Annotated in this window: 21 protein-coding genes; 18 read left to right on the forward strand and 3 right to left on the reverse strand. The window is 55.5% G+C overall.

The window, feature by feature from the left end:
* Positions 1–99: 99 nt before the first annotated feature.
* From ACSQ17_RS01005 to ACSQ17_RS01055, 11 genes are all read left to right on the forward strand, one after another.
* On the forward strand, positions 100–1,098 hold the full coding sequence (locus tag ACSQ17_RS01005) for an AraC family transcriptional regulator (protein ID WP_436067217.1): 999 nt from the start codon (positions 100–102) through the stop codon (positions 1,096–1,098).
* Between the two features lie 376 nt (positions 1,099–1,474).
* Positions 1,475–1,954, forward strand: coding sequence for a T6SS immunity protein Tdi1 domain-containing protein (locus ACSQ17_RS01010; protein ID WP_436067218.1), 480 nt, complete (start codon positions 1,475–1,477; stop codon positions 1,952–1,954).
* Between the two features lie 109 nt (positions 1,955–2,063).
* Complete coding sequence (locus tag ACSQ17_RS01015) at positions 2,064–2,363, forward strand: GIY-YIG nuclease family protein (protein WP_436067219.1); 300 nt, start codon at positions 2,064–2,066, stop codon at positions 2,361–2,363.
* Between the two features lie 78 nt (positions 2,364–2,441).
* The gene (locus ACSQ17_RS01020; RefSeq protein WP_436067220.1) at positions 2,442–2,906 is read left to right on the forward strand and encodes a hypothetical protein; all 465 of its coding nucleotides are present in this window, start codon (positions 2,442–2,444) and stop codon (positions 2,904–2,906) included.
* An 82-nt stretch (positions 2,907–2,988) separates the two neighbouring features.
* Entirely contained in the window at positions 2,989–3,330 is a 342-nt protein-coding gene (locus ACSQ17_RS01025; RefSeq protein WP_436067221.1) for a hypothetical protein, read from the forward strand.
* A gap of 490 nt (positions 3,331–3,820) precedes the next feature.
* Positions 3,821–4,147 (forward strand): hypothetical protein, encoded by a 327-nt coding sequence (locus ACSQ17_RS01030; protein WP_436067222.1) that lies wholly within the window; start codon positions 3,821–3,823, stop codon positions 4,145–4,147.
* Positions 4,148–4,773: 626 nt separating this feature from the next.
* Positions 4,774–5,418, forward strand: coding sequence for a hypothetical protein (locus ACSQ17_RS01035; RefSeq protein WP_436067223.1), 645 nt, complete (start codon positions 4,774–4,776; stop codon positions 5,416–5,418).
* Positions 5,419–5,512: 94 nt separating this feature from the next.
* Positions 5,513–5,746 carry a hypothetical protein gene (locus ACSQ17_RS01040; RefSeq protein ID WP_436067224.1) on the forward strand — a complete coding sequence of 78 codons (234 nt, stop codon included), beginning with the start codon at positions 5,513–5,515 and terminating at the stop codon, positions 5,744–5,746.
* Positions 5,747–5,833: 87 nt separating this feature from the next.
* Positions 5,834–6,460, forward strand: coding sequence for a hypothetical protein (locus ACSQ17_RS01045; RefSeq protein WP_436067225.1), 627 nt, complete (start codon positions 5,834–5,836; stop codon positions 6,458–6,460).
* Positions 6,461–6,620: 160 nt separating this feature from the next.
* A complete protein-coding gene (locus ACSQ17_RS01050; RefSeq protein ID WP_436067226.1) occupies positions 6,621–6,893 on the forward strand; it encodes a CopG family ribbon-helix-helix protein in 273 nt (90 codons plus the stop codon).
* A complete protein-coding gene (locus ACSQ17_RS01055) occupies positions 6,890–7,180 on the forward strand; it encodes a type II toxin-antitoxin system RelE/ParE family toxin (RefSeq protein WP_436067227.1) in 291 nt (96 codons plus the stop codon). The genes ACSQ17_RS01050 and ACSQ17_RS01055 overlap by 4 nt, the downstream gene beginning before the upstream one ends.
* 188 nt (positions 7,181–7,368) lie before the next feature.
* Here ACSQ17_RS01055 and ACSQ17_RS01060 read toward each other — a convergent pair whose 3' ends face one another.
* The 3 genes from ACSQ17_RS01060 to ACSQ17_RS01070 form a co-directional block, all read right to left on the reverse strand.
* Positions 7,369–8,751, reverse strand: a complete 1,383-nt coding sequence (locus ACSQ17_RS01060; RefSeq protein ID WP_436067228.1) for an ATP-binding protein — start codon at positions 8,749–8,751, stop codon at positions 7,369–7,371.
* Between the two features lie 26 nt (positions 8,752–8,777).
* Positions 8,778–9,425 carry a response regulator gene (locus ACSQ17_RS01065; protein ID WP_436067229.1) on the reverse strand — a complete coding sequence of 216 codons (648 nt, stop codon included), beginning with the start codon at positions 9,423–9,425 and terminating at the stop codon, positions 8,778–8,780.
* 62 nt (positions 9,426–9,487) lie between these two features.
* Positions 9,488–10,093 carry a hypothetical protein gene (locus ACSQ17_RS01070; protein ID WP_436067230.1) on the reverse strand — a complete coding sequence of 202 codons (606 nt, stop codon included), beginning with the start codon at positions 10,091–10,093 and terminating at the stop codon, positions 9,488–9,490.
* Positions 10,094–10,342: 249 nt separating this feature from the next.
* Here ACSQ17_RS01070 and ACSQ17_RS01075 point away from each other — a divergent pair, with 249 nt between their 5' ends.
* The 7 genes from ACSQ17_RS01075 (at position 10,343) to ACSQ17_RS01105 (ending at position 17,131) form a co-directional block, all read left to right on the forward strand.
* Positions 10,343–10,510: a periplasmic nitrate reductase, NapE protein gene (locus ACSQ17_RS01075; protein WP_233684714.1), complete on the forward strand. Its 168-nt coding sequence runs from the start codon at positions 10,343–10,345 to the stop codon at positions 10,508–10,510.
* Positions 10,511–10,546: 36 nt separating this feature from the next.
* Positions 10,547–10,807: a chaperone NapD gene (locus tag ACSQ17_RS01080; protein ID WP_436067231.1), complete on the forward strand. Its 261-nt coding sequence runs from the start codon at positions 10,547–10,549 to the stop codon at positions 10,805–10,807.
* A complete protein-coding gene (gene napA, locus ACSQ17_RS01085) occupies positions 10,804–13,308 on the forward strand; it encodes a nitrate reductase catalytic subunit NapA (protein ID WP_436067232.1) in 2,505 nt (834 codons plus the stop codon). Before ACSQ17_RS01080 ends, napA begins: the two co-directional genes overlap by 4 nt.
* An 11-nt stretch (positions 13,309–13,319) precedes the next feature.
* A complete protein-coding gene (locus tag ACSQ17_RS01090; protein WP_436067233.1) occupies positions 13,320–13,805 on the forward strand; it encodes a nitrate reductase cytochrome c-type subunit in 486 nt (161 codons plus the stop codon).
* A 9-nt stretch (positions 13,806–13,814) separates the two neighbouring features.
* Positions 13,815–14,411, forward strand: coding sequence for a cytochrome c3 family protein (locus ACSQ17_RS01095; RefSeq protein WP_233684710.1), 597 nt, complete (start codon positions 13,815–13,817; stop codon positions 14,409–14,411).
* Between the two features lie 485 nt (positions 14,412–14,896).
* On the forward strand, positions 14,897–15,607 hold the full coding sequence (locus tag ACSQ17_RS01100) for a 4'-phosphopantetheinyl transferase family protein (protein WP_436067234.1): 711 nt from the start codon (positions 14,897–14,899) through the stop codon (positions 15,605–15,607).
* Between the two features lie 234 nt (positions 15,608–15,841).
* The gene (locus tag ACSQ17_RS01105) at positions 15,842–17,131 is read left to right on the forward strand and encodes a M18 family aminopeptidase (protein WP_436067235.1); all 1,290 of its coding nucleotides are present in this window, start codon (positions 15,842–15,844) and stop codon (positions 17,129–17,131) included.
* Positions 17,132–17,197: the final 66 nt, after the last annotated feature.

Below are 17,197 nucleotides of genomic sequence, written 5' to 3' on the forward strand. Positions count from 1 at the left end.
GACTGAACCGGATCAATAACCAACCAGGCAAAGGCTTGGCTTGTTGCACAGGCCGGCGTCTGGCTACCATCGGCCCGCCCTTATCAATGAGCCAGCCCCATGCGCGAACGCACTATCGCCAGCCACTTTGTCCGCGCCGCCTTGCGTGGCGCCGAGCGCCAGGGCCACGACAGCACGCCACTGCTACGCCAACTGGGCATCCAACCGGCACTGCTCGACGAACCGCGCGCGCGGGTCGCCCCGGAACAGTTCGCCCGCCTGGTGCAACTGCTGTGGGAAAGCCTCGACGACGAATACCTGGGTTTCGGCCGTATGCGCAGCAAGCGCGGCACCTTCGCCATGATGTGTTACGCGATCATCCACTGCCATTCGCTGGAAAAAGCCCTGGGCCGTGGCGCGCTGTTCTATAGCCTGTTCCCCGAAGCCCCGGCCATCAGCATCCAACGCGAAGGCGACTGGGCGCGACTAAGCGTGGACGACTCAACCCTATGGGACCCCGATCACTTTCTGGTGGAAAGCCTGCTGGTGATCTGGCATCGCCTCGGCAGTTGGCTGATCGGCCAGCGCATCCGCCTGGAAGAAGCCACCTTTACCTACAGCCAACCGGCGCATGCCGGCGAATACGAACTGCTGTTCCCCGGCACCCGGCGATTTGGCGCCGGACGTACCAGCCTGTTGTTCCATGCACGCTACCTGGCCATGCCGCTGCTGCAGGACGAACGCACTCTCAAGCAATTCCTCCAGCACTCCCCCGCCGACCTGCTGGCCCGCCCGGATGGCGGCGACAGCCTGACCAGCCAAATCCGCCGCCTACTCGGCCGCGATTGCAGCAACTGGCCGGACCTGGATGCCGTCGCCCAACAACTGCACATGAGCCCACAAACCCTGCGCCGGCACTTACGCGAAGAAGGCTCGAGTTTTCAGGAACTCAAAGACCATCTGCGCCGGGATTTGGCGATTTACCACCTGGGACGTGATGAGTTGGCGATTCAGGATATTGCTGAGCAGCTAGGATTTTCCGAACCTTCGGCGTTTCATCGGGCGTTTAAGAAGTGGACCGGGCTGACGCCGGGGGCTTATCGGGCGCAGGAAGGGTAAGTCAGCAGTTGCCGGCTGCATGCAGCACACGGACGCTTATGGCGCAATCAAGGATCGAAGGCAAAGACCAGCTATTTCTGGGCTCCAGTTAAAGCGTAAGTGGTCTGACTTGCCTCTCCTCGCCGTGATTCCAAGAGATTTTCGACACATCCGCTAGACAGCCATGGGGCCGATCAGTAGCGTCTGAACATTACGACACTTGAGCTGGCTTGGTACGCGTGGTCATTCATGTCGCTTTTTCACCTCACTTAGCCGCGTTGAACATTCACGCCTCTAAGCAAATCAAGGGGTTGCTACATGACAAGGAACGTTATCAGACACCTTCAGGTGTTTTATGCGACAGAGATGTCGCCTAATTATAGTTAGAGCACTCAAGATGAAAATCACCTGGCGCGAACTAGCAATTGATATTTCAGAGGAGTCCCCAGATGAGATCCTAAAAGAGTGGCGCTGGCTAATACCTTCTGGATTATCACTCCGCATGGTCTCAGCTCTAGGCGATGCATTTCTTGAAAATGAACTAGGCGAAATTTATTGGCTTGATACTGGCAGCGCAGAAATTTCAAAAATTGCCGCTAGTCGAGATGAATTTGACACTCTTCGTCAAACTGCAAATCACGCAGATCAATGGTTTTCCCCAATGCTCGTAGGGGACTTATTGTCATCTGGCAAGAGCCTGTCACATCGTGAGTGCTTTAGTTATAAAATTCCTCTAACGCTCGGAGGGTCGTTCTCTCCAGAAAATTTCAAGCCAACAAGTGTTGCAGTGCACTTCAGTACACTTGGACAAATCCAAAAACAAGTACGCGACCTTCCAATTGGCACGAAAATCAGCTCAGTTAAACTCGGAGTGTGAGTGCTCTAACAATTGGTTCAAGTCGTTCGCTTCGCTCACTCGGGACCGGCTAAAGCCGGCCCCTTAACCAAACGTTATACACACATGCCATATAACATCGGCACCGCCCATGAAAGTCATTTATAAAATCACTTACCCGAACGGCAAGATTTACGTTGGCAAAGACTTAACGGGAACGCTAAATTATTTTGGTAGCGCCGATAGCAAGCTAATTGCGCGTGATTTCACTCCAGAACAAATGCGTGACTTTACAGTTCGCAAGCAAATTCTCTGGGAGTCGGAAACCGCAACAGACAAGGAAGTGAATATGAAAGAAGTGGAGTTAATCAAAGAGCTACAATCAAACAACCCGGATATCGGCTACAACCAGTGGCCGAAATTCAAGGTCATTGTGCAGGCTGGCGTATAACAATGCGCTCAAATCGCTCACTTCGTTCGCTGGGACGGGCTAAAGCCCGCCCCTTAGCTTAATCGTTAGAGGCAAAGCGTGAAACTTAAGTGGCTAACCTTACCGCTAATCGCAATCATAGTAGGCGTGGCTAGCCTATATGCCTTTGCACACACGCTGCCGAGCCTTGCCTTCCCCCTAAAGTCAATAGATGCATTTGCCCTTACTGATGGTGGATCACTAACAATTGAGTTAGAAGACGCAGAAGGAAACCAGTTTTACTTCGGAATCAAAGGTGATTTAGATACACCGCGCGAAAAGTTTCCATCATTTTATATGCGCACTTTCTTAGGCATACCTCTAATGGTTACGCCAGATATTGGCAGCCTTGAGGAGCGCAAACTTGCAAATTTCGCAAAGACTCTAGCAGAGGCCAATCTAACCGCAGCCTCACTGAGCAAGGTCAAAAATAACGACCTCGATGGGCTTTCAAAAGCTGAACTCAAGTACGCCGTCATCTACTCTATATACAGCAGCATCAGCGAGCGCCATGCCTCTAACTAATGGTTCAAGTCGTTCGCTTCGCTCACTCGGGACCGGCTAAAGCCGGCCCCTTAACCAAACGTTATACGTACTGGATGATTACGTGAAATTTTTAAGACCAACAAAAACGAAGCTAACCACAACGCTGTTACTGATAGCGTTGTGGTTTACATATTCAAGTTTTAACTCCGTGGCAAAAAATGCATACAAGGCATACTCTCTTGAAATAATGCAACTTAGCAACTACAGCAAAGATATAGAAAACCCGACAAAGGAATATGTCCTAGCAACGCAAACTGCTCGTGAAAAAATCACTATGGACGTGGTAAGAAAGCTTGAAATTGCTGGGTATTTTAATATTTCAGCTCAGCTAATTATGGGTCTACTAATCGCATATTTTGGTTCTTGCCTCATCCACAGAAAGAAATCCAGTGAGTACGTATAACAACTGGTTCAAACCGTTCGCTGCGCTCACTGGGACGGGCTAAAGCCCGCCCCTTAACCAAACGTTAGGCATATAGAGCTTAGAGCCGTGCACCCAGGCGAAATTGCTGAATCAATAATTCGGCACAGTGCAAATCCTTGGAAATGCATCGGTGTATTTGAAACCGCTGGCGGGCAAAAAGTCGGCGCGGGCCATATCATCGCCAAAGCCATAAAATCGCTGGCCGGCAGGTTGTCCGCTGAGAGTAGTGTCATCACGCTGGCCTCAGCACCGTACCAGCGCTGAGGCGCTTCAAAACCGCAGAGAAAAAGGCGAAGGAACGCATGCAGGTACATCAAAAATCAAAGGCAGGTACGGCATCGCATCAGCGGCCTTTGCCCGTTCCACGAACCGCTTGCCTAACAAGCGGTTCAAATCGCTCGCTCCGCTCACTGGGACGGGCTAAAGCCCGCCCCTTAACCAAACGTTAGGCCATGATGGGGGTACGTCCTTGATCCCAGATCAAATCGAAACATTGCAGGAAATATTTTCACTGATATCCGCCGGAATACATGAGCCTTATCAAAAGCTAACTTTTGAGTCTGATGTATTTGACAGCTACACGGACAACATCTTGACATTAACAACTAATAGCAAAGAAAAAACCGACGTAGATACAACCTACAACCATTCATTACTATATAGCCTTATCCAGAAACTCCACAAGCAGTCAGTGCAACAAGGTGATGACTGGAAAGTGCTTGTTATTACATATATTCCAGGCGACCAAGTAAAGGCCAAGTATATTTACCAGCATCGTGAAGAAAACTTGTTGTGATCTACCATGCACGTTATACACCTACGTCTACACAGAAAGTTCTGTTGTCGGCGCAACGTCAGGCAGCCTAACTAGAGGTTCAAATCGTTCGCTTCGCTCACTGGGACCGGCTAAAGCCGGCCCCTTAACCAAACGTTAGGAACCGCATGCCTAATAAATCTGCAACCATTAAGTACCTTTTTTGGGTTGGCCTGCTCATATTTTGTGTTTTCTTATTTTTCGTAGGGGCTAACAGAAACGCCTTCTTCTCAATACCAACCGAGGTATTCCCCATCCCGCTAGCTGTTTCGTTAGTCATAGCAGCTTATTTACTGAACCTTAAAAACAAATTGTTTAGATTCTTGATTTGGGTTGGACTACTAGCATCCACGGCATCAATTGGGTGGTTCCTTCTTCTTTACATAGCAAACCCGTATGGAACCGAAGTGACAATTGCCATTTATTTAATAGCTGCATTAATTATTGCTTGGCTACAATTCAGAAATCATCGAGCAGCTCCTAACTAGTGGTTCAAGCCGTTCGCTTCGCTCACTCGGGACCGGCTAACGCCGGCCCCTTAACCAAACGTTAGGCAGAACAGTACGACCATGGACATTGATGATCTTAATCGCATGTATGACAGCGCCATGGATAAGCTTGAAAATTTCCCCGAGATAGACTATCGATTCTATACATTGAATGATTACATTAATGAAATTGCTGAATTTCTTGAATTTACATACGCACAAAAAATACAGCGCATCAAGGCAAAGATTCCGACCATCTCAGCCCCTGTAGAGCAAGGAGAGTTGGCAGGCGAATTATGTAAGCTTGAAGAAAATGGGTTGGAATATCTCTCTCACACCATATGGGGTGGCGTACTTGTATCAATATTTGGAACATATGAGAGCAGCATCCAGGAGCTGATGACTTTTTTCGAAGAAACCCAGGGAAAACCAAAGTTCAAAAAGGAAGGCCGAAAAAGCTTGATTGAGTGCGCGGACATATACTCAAGAGAACACTTAAAAACCAGACTATATCGTGACCAAGCAGACAAGCTGCTAATTGATGACTTAGCAAAACTCAGGAACTCATACGTTCATAATGGTTGCAGCATAAATCTACTACCCACAAGATTAAGAGAGGCGGTAGTCGAAAACAAATACAGAGACTATAGCCTTGGCGTAAAAAATGGAAAGTGGCTAGCCAACTCGACAAATTCAAAGCTTTATTTTAAGTACATCCATGACTCCTTCCAGAGCTACAGAAGGCGACTTGCTGATTTACTTTAACAATCATGCCTAACAACTGGCTCAAACCGTTCGCTTCGCTCACTGGGACGGGCTAAAGCCCGCCCCTTAACCAAACGTTATACGCTGGAGACACATGGAAGAACTTCTCAGCCTCGCAGCCCGATTTTTTGGCTACTTAGTAACGGAAATAATACTTGGAACATTTTTCTACGCCATAGGGTGGCCATTTGTAAAAGTGGCCACTCTTGGGAAATACCCAAAAAACGAGTGGTTAAGCGGCTCCAGAAATGAGGCTTATGTATGCTGCGTTGGAATACTCGTATTTGCCCTTTTGCTAATGGCCCTTCTTGGCCAGTTCAGCGCATAACAATTGGTTCAAACCGTTCGCTTCGCTCACTGGGACGGGCTAAAGCCCGCCCCTTAACCAAACGTTATGCCTTTACAGGAGTACAGCGTGACAAAGGACATTTTCAATCTATTCATGGCTATTTTTTATATATCCATAATGGCCGGGGCAATAGTTTTTGTTTTTTGGATGACGATCCAAAGAAGAAAAAATATGGAAAAAATGAAATCAAACATTAAGCAGAAGCTCTCATCTTCGGTAGCACTTTCCGCAAAGGATATAACCTTAATTGGGCGCGGCTTTGACCTGTCATCAAAAAACAGCCGAGATGCGGTTTATAAACTTTACGCAGAAACCGACGATGCCAGCTCGTTCGCGGCACTCAAGAAATTAGTTGATGACATAGAAAAAGAAGAACCTTTCGACGACTTACCTGACGAGGTTAAGCCTTCATTATCTAGGCTACTTACACTTGTCGAATCATCACCAGAAATATCCGACAAGCATGTGCTTTTACCGATAACCTCAACGCTAAATAAATACACCGAATTAAAATCAGAACAAGAAAAGACAAAAAAGCAAACCAATAGAGCTTACGTTATAACAATAATTAGTTTTGTAGTTGGCGCAATAAGTTTTTACTTCACTCTAAAATCACCCTCGGATGTAGATATAAAAAAAGCAATGGAGCAAGTTCTAATAGAGCGTTCAGTTACCAATACGAATGAGCCATAAGCATAACAATTGGTTCAAAGCGCTCACTTCGTTCGCTGGGACCGGCTAAAGCCGGCCCCTTAACCAAACGTTAGATGCTTTGACCCACCACCCGTCACGCCCGCTTGCCTCAATGAATACCATGTAATACATTGCATTAAACAGTATGGAGGGCACCCCAATGAGCGTCACAACCGTCCGGCTACAACCTGAACTCGAAGAAAATCTTGGCGCCATGGCCGAAAAGCTTCACCGGAGTAAAAGCTGGCTTATCAATCAAGCACTTAGAGAATTTTTTGAGCGCCAGACATTAGAGCAGAACCGCTGGCAGGAAACGTTGCAAGCTATGGAGTCCGTTGCACAGGGCAAGGTCGTGTCCGGTGAAGCAGTAAGCTCCTGGCTCCAAAGCTGGGGCAGCTCCAATGAACTGCCACCACCGAAGGCGGGCCAATGAAGCTGGTCTACTCAGAAGAATCCGTGGCAGATTTGGTTCGTCTTCGTGCATTCATTGCTGAAAAAGATCCCCTTGCTGCTGCACGTGTAGCAACAGAACTCATTGCACGCATCGAAAATCTTCGCCTATTTCCAACAATGGGTCGCGCAGTTGAATTAGCTCCAGATCCAAAAGCTATTCGTGATGCAGTTTTCGGTAAATACGTAATTCGATATGCCACCCATACCGAAACTGTCGTGATTCTTCGTATATGGCACCACTATGAAGACCGCATGCAAAGCATCTAACTACTGGTTCAAGTCGCTCGCTGCGCTCACTCGGGACGGGCTAAATCCGGCCCCTTAACCAAACGTTAGGCAACCCCCAATAGTTCCCGCAGACTTTCCGGGTGCGGCGGCGCCGAAGCGTAGTTCAGGCTCTTGAAGTATGTATCCAGACAGCGGCTACCACACCGTCACATACCCGCCGATATGCCTCAGTTGCTCAGCCGCACACGAAAACTCGCGCCGCCCAGGGCGGAATCTTCCAGCTGCAATTCCCCGACGTAGCTCTCGATAATGTCCTTGACCACCGCCGTGCCAATGCCCTGCCCCGGATGCTGGGCATCCAGCCGCTCGCCGCGGCGCAGGATGCGTTCGCGCTGATCAGCCGGTACGCCGGGGCCGTCATCTTCCACGCAGAGTTCGAGCGTGCCGCCCTGCTGACGCACGCTGACGCGCACCTGACCGAGGCACAGGCGATAGGCGTTTTCCAGCAGGTTGCCGAGCAATTCGAGCAGCGCTCCGCGCTCCATTGGCAGGTGCTGTTCAGGGGTAAAGTCGCGCAGTACTTGCACCTGTTTGTCGCGGTAGACCTTGTCCAGCGCACCACAGAGGGTGTCGAGCAAAGGCGACAGGTGCGTGCTGTGGCGGATCAGGCCGCTCTTGCGCAGGCTGGCGCGTTGCAGCTGATAGCCAATCTGCTGGCTCATGCGCTCAATCTGCTGTTGCAGCACCTGCGACTGCTCGCGATTGTTGGGCTGGTTGTCGATCACCTCGGCCACGCTTTGCAGCACGGCCAGGGGAGTCTTCAGGCTGTGCGCCAAATCGTCCAACGAATGCCGATAGCGCTCGCGCTGCTGGCGTTCATTTTCCAGTAGGCGGTTGAGCGAACCGGTCAGACGCAGCAGCTCGCGCGGATGCTGTTCACTCAAGCCGGCGCGCGTGCCCGCCTCCACCTGATCCAGCTCGGCACTCAGGCCGCGCAGGCTGCGAAAGCCCCAGGTCAGACCGAACCAGAGCAACCCCAACAGCACCAGCAATGCACCGCCCAGCCAGAGGTAGAGCTGGCCCATAAAGCCATCGTACATAGACTGGTAATCACTGGCCGGTTGCATGGTGACCACGCTGAAGGCGGCGCTCTGCCCGCGCAACAGGTCGATTTCCACATCGTAAGCAAAGAACTCGCGACCCTGAGCATCGCTGATGCGCACAAACTCGTGGCCACGGCCGTCGTAGCGCGGGCGGTAGCTGACGCTTTCATCCAGAGAGGAGCGTGACTGCCAGACCAGTTTGCCCTGGCGGTCGTAGATAAAACCCAGCAGCTTGGCTTCCAGGCTGTCGAATTCATCGGCCGGCAGTTTATCCGGCATGGTCAGCCGGCCCTGTTCGGTCCGCGCTGCAGAAACCAGGGCCGCGGCATCGGAGGCCAGGCGTTTTTCGATGGATTGTTCCAAGGCGATGACAAAGGCCCCGCGCAACGCTGGCAGCAGCGCCAGCATAAACAACACAGCCAGCACGGCGGTGCCGAGCATCAGGCGCAGGCGTAGGGATTCGCCGCGCTGGGGTGCGGAGTTTCTCGCCTCGGCGGCGGCGCTCATCGGCAGCGCTCGGTAAACAGGTAGCCCTAGCCGCGCACGGTTTCGATGGGTTTGAAATCCAGCTGGCCTTCAAGTTTGCGACGCAGGCGGCCAACCAGCACTTCGATCACATTGGGGTCGCGCTCGTCGTCATCCGGGTAGAGCTGTTCGATCAGCCGCTCCTTGGCCACCACCTGCTGCTGGTGACGCATCAGGTACTCGAGAATGCGGTATTCGAAGGCTGTCAGTTGCAAGGTTTCGCCATCGAGCAGCGCCTGCTTGCGATTGAGGTCGAGCACGAGCGGGCCAGCGGCAATGCTCGCCTGGGTAAAGCCCGAGGCGCGGCGCAGCAAGGCGTTCAGGCGTGCCTCCAGCTCTTCGAATTGAAAGGGTTTGACCACGTAATCATCGGCGCCAGCTGCCAGGCCTTCGACCTTGTCCTGCCAGTTGCCACGGGCGGTGAGAATCAGAATGGGGAAGCTCTTGTCCTGGCTGCGCAACTGGCGAATCAGGTCCAGGCCGCTCATGCCCGGCAGGCCGAGATCGACCACGGCCAGGTCATGGTTGTATTCAGCCGCGCGGTACAGTGCTTCTTCAGCATTGGCCACGGCATCGACCACATGGCCCTGTTCGCCAAGCCGGCTGTAGAGGTGGTGGCGCAGCAGCGCTTCATCTTCCACGACCAACAGTTTCATCGTGCACTCCCCGCAATAAAGCGGCCGGGCTTGTAAGCCCGGCCAGATCGATCGGCAACCACTTAGAACTTGTAGTTGGCACCCAGGTACAGCTGGCCGCTGCTGTGCAGGTCCAATGAGCCAACCTTGCCTGCGCCGTGCGGGGCCATTTCCGTGCTGGCATTGGTGCGCAGGTAGCGGTAGCCGGCTTCAATCGAGGCATTCTGGTTGATGTCTTGCAGAATGCCAGCCTGCAGGCCGAGGGCATAGCCGATGTTGCTATCACGCTTGAAGCCCTTGCTCTCCTGCTCCAGCTTGACCAGGCCGGCCGTAGCACCACCGAACAGCTTGGTGTTGTAGTCGCCAATCGGCAGGAACACATCGTAGCTGCCGAGCAGGTTCTGCTGGCGCAGCTTGTTGCCGCTGTCGGTGTCCGAGACATTTTCATAGGTCATGTAGTAACGGTTTGTCTCGCTGACCTGACCGGCGCGCACGCCCCAGGTGCCGGTGTCGTTGATCACCTTGTCGAGTTTGGGGTTGTTCAGGTTGCTGTTGAGCGCGCTGGACTTCTGAATATTGTTATCGGTCTGGCCCCAGGTCAGGCCGACGAAGTTGTCAGCAGCGTTGGCGGTAACAGCAGCGAAGCTCAGGGAAGTCGCCAGGGCGAGTTTGCTAAGGGTACGGTTCATGGTGTGTCCTCAATGGTTAGTCGGTGTTGTTTAACTCGAGGTCTATGTTGCCTAGCCCTCGCTGAACGCCTCCTGAACCCTTGCTGAACAAACGCTGAACCGAATGCCGCCCGCCTTTGACCGATTATTACCAGGCGATTACCCAACACGTGCTGGAAAAAGCCATTCGTCATGATTCAGCGCAATGTTTTTGTCCCTATTGCCTGTAGGGTCTAGTCTGACTGCTACGCATGAATGGAGTCAGCCGAGATGCCTACCACTGACCGCGACGCCCCCAGTAAACGCAAGGAAACCCGCTTGTTCCTGTTTCTGGTGGTGTGCTTCTTCCCCCTGCTGTCCATCGCCCTGGTCGGTGGTTACGGCTTCTTTATCTGGTTTATGCAGATGCTGATTGGCCCACCGGGGCCGCCTAGCTGACAGCCCTGCCTGATTCACCCCATGGAGCCACGGAACATGGCCGAAACCCTGCATATCGCCAGCCTGCTGGTACACGCCCGCCCCGAACTGTTCGAGGCGGTAAAAGCCAATCTGCGCCTGCTTGACGGTGTTGAACTGCACCAGCAAAGCCCGCTGGGCAAGCTGGTGGTGGTACTGGAAACCGCAAACGAACAACAGATTCTTGAGCGCATCGATCAGATCAGCAACCTACCGGGCGTACTCAACACCGCACTGGTCTATCACGAGTTGCTCAGCCCCGAAGGAGTCGACGAATGAGCTTAACCCGCCGTCAATTCGCCAAAGCCAATGCCGCCGCCATTGCTGCCGCAGCGGCCGGCCTGCCGCTAGCCACTTCGGCGAGCAACCTGGTCACCGAAGCAGACCTTACCGCGCTGAACTGGAACAAGGCCCCCTGCCGCTTCTGCGGCACCGGCTGCAGCGTGATGGTGGCGACCAAGGACAACCGCGTGGTGGCCACCCACGGCGACGTCAAGGCCGAGGTCAACCGCGGGTTGAACTGCGTGAAGGGCTATTTCCTGTCGAAGATCATGTACGGCGTCGACCGCCTGACCCAGCCGCTGCTGCGCATGAAGAATGGCGTGTACGACAAGCAGGGCGAGTTCCAGCCGATCAGTTGGGAGCAGGCTTTCGACATCATGGAGTTGAAGTTCAAGGAAGCGCTGAAGAACAAAGGCCCCGAGTCGGTCGGCATGTTCGGCTCCGGGCAATGGACGGTGTGGGAAGGCTACGCGGCCAACAAGCTGATGAAAGCCGGCCTGCGCAGCAACAACATCGACCCCAACGCGCGCCACTGCATGGCCTCGGCGGTGATGGGGTTTATGCGTACTTTCGGCGCGGATGAGCCGATGGGCTGCTATGACGACATCGAAGCCGCCGATGTGTTTGTGCTGTGGGGCTCGAACATGGCCGAGATGCACCCGATCCTCTGGAGCCGGGTCACCGACCGTCGCCTGAGCTATCCGCAAACCAAGGTGGCAGTGCTGTCCACTTTCGAGCACCGCAGCTTCGAACTGGCTGACATCCCGATGGTGTTCAAGCCGCAGACTGATCTGCTGATCCTCAACTACATCGCGAACCACATCATCGAAAGCGGTGCGGTAAACCAGAACTTCGTCAGCCAGCACACCAAGTTCGCCAAGGGGGCCGACGATATCGGCTACGGCCTGCGCCCGGACAATCCGCTGGAGATGCAGGCGAAGAACGCAGATAAGGCCAATACCTGGACGGACATGTCCTTCGAGCAGTTCGCCGCCTTCGTCAAACCCTACACGCTGGAGCGCACCGCCAAGGAAACCGGGGTGCCGGCCGAACGCCTCAAAGCGCTGGCCGAGCTGTATGCCGACCCCAAGCGCAAGGTCATGTCGTTCTGGACCATGGGTTTCAACCAGCATACGCGCGGCGTGTGGGCCAACAACCTGATCTACAACATCCACCTGCTCACCGGCAAAATCAGCGAGCCGGGCAACAGTCCGTTCTCGCTCACCGGCCAGCCTTCGGCCTGCGGCACCGCCCGTGAAGTGGGCACCTTCGCTCACCGTCTGCCAGCCGATCTGGTGGTGACCAACCCCAAACACCGCGCCACGGCGGAAAAAATCTGGAAGCTGCCGGCCGGCACCATTCAGGAAAAGGTCGGTTTTCATGCTGTGCAGCAGAGCCGCATGCTCAAGGACGGCGTACTCAACGTGTACTGGACCCAGGCCAGCAACAATATGCAGGCCGGTCCCAACATCATGGGCGAGGTGTTGCCCGGCTGGCGTAACCCGGACAACTTCGTGATTGTTTCCGATGTGTACCCCACCGTTTCCGCCCAGGCCGCCGACCTGATTCTGCCCAGCGCCATGTGGGTGGAGAAGGAAGGCGCTTACGGCAACGCCGAACGCCGCACGCAGTTCTGGCATCAACTGGTCAGCGCGCCGGGCGAGGCCAAATCCGATCTGTGGCAGTTGGTGGAGTTCTCCAAGCGCTTTACCACCGATGAAGTCTGGCCCGCCGAGCTGCTGGCCAGCTCGCCGCAACACAAGGGCAAGACCCTGTATCAGGTGCTGTTCGCCAACGGCCAGGTCGACCAGTTCCCCGGCGAACAGATCGAAGCTGGCTATCTCAATGATGAAGCCAAGGCCTTCGGTTTCTATCTACAAAAAGGCCTGTTCGAGGAATACGCCCAATTCGGCCGCGGCCACGGCCATGACCTCGCGGATTTCGACCGTTACCACAGCGAACGCGGCATGCGCTGGCCAGTGGTGAACGGCGAGGAAACTCGCTGGCGCTACCGCGAGGGCCTCGACCCTTATGTGGAAAAAGGCAGCGGTGTGCAGTTCTACGGCTACCCGGACAAGAAGGCGATCATCTTCGCCCTGCCCTACGAGCCCGCGGCTGAATCTCCGGATGCCGATTACCCGTTCTGGCTCAGCACCGGCCGGGTACTGGAACACTGGCATACCGGCAGCATGACCCAACGCGTCGAAGAGCTGCACAAGGCGGTGCCCGACGCCCTGGTGTACATGCACCCGGATGACGCCAAGGCGCTCAACGCGCGGCGTGGCAGCGAAGTGAAAATCATCAGCCGGCGCGGCGAAATGCGTGCACGCATCGAAACCCGCGGGCGCAACAAACCGCCACAGGGTCTGGTGTTCGTGCCGTTCTTCGACGCCCGCAAACTGATCAACAAGGTCACCCTGGACGCCACCGACCCGATCTCCAAGCAGACCGATTACAAGAAGTGTGCGGTGAAGATCGAACTGATCAGCGTGGCCTGAGGAGAAGCCTGATGAACTATCGCCTACTGCCTTTATTGCTGCTGGCCGCGTTCGGCATTGCCGTGGCTGCCGAGGTCAACTACCCGCTGGACGCTCCAGCCCCGGATGGCCGCCGCGCTGGTGGCACCATCAGCCAGATCCTGCCGGCCCCGCCCATCGCCAACGAGGAAAACAAGGACCTCAAGCGCGAACGTAACTACCCCGAACAACCGCCGACCATCCCGCACAGCATCAGCAGCTACCAGATCGACAAAAACGGCAACAAGTGCCTGACCTGCCACAGCCGCGCAGGCAGCGCGCGCACCCAGGCGCCGATGATCAGCATCACCCATTACATGGACCGCGACGGCCAGGCACTGGCGGCGGTGTCACCACGGCGCTACTTCTGCAACCAGTGTCACGTCTCGCAGAACGAGGTGCAGCCGCTGGTGGGCAACAGCTTTCAGACCATCGACACCCTGTTGCAGAACGAAGCCAAGGCACCGGCCAAACCCTGAGGAGGCGTCATGAAATCATTGTTCGCCCTGCTCAAGGACTACTGGGGCATCCTGCGTCGTCCGAGCGTGCATTACAGCCTGGGCTTTCTCACCCTAGGTGGATTTATCGCCGGGATCATCTTCTGGGGCGGCTTCAACACCGCACTGGAGGCCACCAACACCGAGCAGTTCTGCATTTCCTGCCACGAGATGCGCGACAACGTGTATGTCGAGCTGAAGGACACCATCCACTACAGCAACCGCTCTGGGGTGCGCGCCACCTGCCCGGACTGTCACGTACCACATAAATGGACCGACAAAATCGCGCGCAAGATGCAGGCCTCCAAAGAGGTGTGGGGCAAGATCTTCGGCACTATCAACACCCGCGACAAGTTCCTCGCCCATCGCCGCGAACTGGCCGAACACGAATGGGCACGGCTCAAAGCCAACGACTCACTGGAATGCCGCAACTGCCACAACTTCGAATTTATGGACTTCACCCGCCAGGGCCAGCGCGCTCGGCAGATGCACTCCACGGCCCTGGCCAGCGGCGCAGCCACCTGCATTGATTGCCATAAAGGCATTGCCCACAAACTGCCGGATATGAGCGGGGTGCCTGGCTGGTAACGCAGAGCAAAAAAGCGTGCGACTAACACTGCAATCCGTAGGGTGTGCTGTGCGCACCCCGGGGCTCACAACCGCGCAGACAGCCCAGACGAGCAATAGCTTGTGCGCACTGCGCACCCTACGCATGCAGGCCACTTTACGCTCGGTGTCGAGCACTAAAGACGCAAAACACGATTGGCACAGCGGCATAAAAACTGTCTGGAGCAGTTTTTAACGTCGCTCAGCGACGGCCCGCAGGATGGCCCAAGGCTGGCAGGCAAAAAAAACGGGAGCCCAAATGGGCTCCCGCACTCAATCTCAGAGAAATGCAGGTACACGCCTCACGCATGCCCCGCTACAACCTCACCTGCGTCTCCTAGGAAACGCATGACTCAGTGTGGCAAAAAAACTGTACCCACTCCGTTTAGCTTTGTTGCCGCTTTGCAAAGAATTGTAAACAGCACCGCCGGCTGGCCGATACGTCCCACACGCGGCAGAATGCGCCCATGACTACAGACTACCTGCCGGCCTGTTGCACCGCGCTCAGCGCCCACTGGCCCCTGCCCCATCAATTACCGTCGCTGCTGCTATGCAGCACCCGTTTTGATCCTGCGCTGCTGCACAGCGAGGATTTCCAGCGCTGCGCCATTACACCGATAACAGGCGTTGCCAAGCGTCAGGCCGAATACCTGGCCGGCCGCCTGTGCGCCCGCACGGCCCTGAACCAGCTCACAGGCCTGGCGACCGTTCCCGGCAGCGACGCAGACCGCGCGCCACAATGGCCAGCCGGCACGCTGGGCTCAATCACCCATGGCAGTGGCTGGGCAGGCGCCGTGGTGGGCAACAACTCGGATTGGCGCGGCCTGGGTCTGGATATCGAGCGCATCATGCCGGCCAGCCGCGCCGAACGCCTGGTCGGGGAAATTCTCACAGCCAACGAACGGTTGCGCCTGGAAGACCTGCCCACAGAACAGCGGGCCCAGCGCATCAGCCTGACCTTCTCACTCAAGGAGAGCCTGTTCAAAGCGCTCTACCCGCAGGTGCTACGGTACTTCTACTTTCAGGATGCCGAGCTGCTCAGCGTCACCTCAGACAACAAGGTGCGTATGCGTCTGCTGATTGACCTGCATGCCGACTGGCCGGCCGGCAGTGAGCTGGAAGGCCAGTTCGCCGAGTTCGACGGCTACCTGCTCAGCCTGATCAGCATCCCGCGCTGAGCAATTGCATACACGCATTACTGATATGCGATCTTGCCCCAAAAGTTCGCCGCTGAAGCACCTTCCACAGCGTAAGACTGCAGCTCATCTAGCGGCCTGAAGCAAAACTGTGGGAGGGGCTTCAGCCGCGACAAACGCCTCACTCTCATGCGACTGGTCTCTAAGCAGCGCTGCGACACAACAGCGCCTTTAGCAAATCCGCTAAACTCGGCCGATTGCCGCCCGGAGTGCCCTATGCGCGAAGATTTGAATCAAGGCCTGATCGAGTTCCTCAAGGCCTCGCCCACCCCTTTCCATGCCACCGCCAGCCTGGCTTTGCGTCTTGAAGCTGCGGGGTTTCAGCACCTGGATGAGCGCGCCAGTTGGCACACCGAAGCCGGTGGCCGCTATTACGTGACGCGCAACGACTCCTCGATCATTGCCTTCAAACTGGGCAAACGCGCGCCGCTGGAAGGCGGCATCCGCCTGGTTGGCGCACACACCGACAGCCCATGCCTACGCGTCAAACCGCAACCGGAGCTGCAACGCCAGGGCTTTTTCCAGCTCGGCGTTGAGGTGTACGGCGGCGCACTATTGGCACCCTGGTTTGACCGCGACCTGTCGCTGGCCGGCCGTGTCACTTACCGGCGCGACGGCAAGGTGGAAAGCCAGTTAATCGACTTCCAGAGCCCGATTGCGGTCATCCCCAACCTGGCCATTCACCTCAACCGTGAAGCCAACCAGGGCTGGGCGATCAATGCGCAGAACGAACTACCGCCGATCCTCGCCCAACTCGCGGGCAGCGAAGCGGCCGACTTCCGCGCGCTGATCACCGATCAGTTGGCCCGTGAACACGATTTCAGTGCCGATGCGGTGCTCGATTACGAGCTGAGCTTCTATGACACCCAAAGCGCAGCAGTAATCGGCCTGAACAGCGACTTTATCGCCGGCGCACGCCTGGACAACCTGCTGTCCTGCTACGCCGGTCTGCAAGCGCTGCTGGCTGCGCCGGATGAGGAAAGCTGCGTGCTGGTGTGCACCGATCATGAGGAAGTCGGCTCCTGCTCGGCCTGCGGAGCTGACGGCCCGATGCTTGAACAGGTATTGCGCCGCGTGCTACCAGAGGGTGATGCCTTCGTGCGTACCATTCAGCGTTCGCTGCTGGTTTCGGCGGACAACGCTCACGGCGTGCACCCCAACTACGCCGACAAGCACGACCAGAACCATGGACCCAAGCTCAACGCTGGCCCGGTAATCAAGATCAACAGCAACCAGCGCTACGCCACCAACAGCGAAACCGCCGGGTTCTTCCGTCATCTGTGTTTGGAAAACGAAGTGCCGGTGCAGAGCTTCGTCACCCGCAGCGACATGGGCTGCGGCTCGACCATCGGCCCGATCACTGCCAGCCAACTGGGCGTACGCACCGTGGATATCGGCTTGCCGACCTTCGCCATGCACTCGATCCGCGAACTGGCCGGCAGCCATGACCTGGCGCATCTGGTGAAGGTGCTGACGGCGTTTTACGCCAGCGCTGATTTACCGTGAACGACGCGACGCAGGGTGGATTAGCGGCTCTGATAGGTATCACTTCGCCCAACGCCACCCTACGAA

The sequence above is a fragment of the Pseudomonas sp. LjRoot71 genome (assembly GCF_964253255.1).
Classification (GTDB): domain Bacteria; phylum Pseudomonadota; class Gammaproteobacteria; order Pseudomonadales; family Pseudomonadaceae; genus Aquipseudomonas.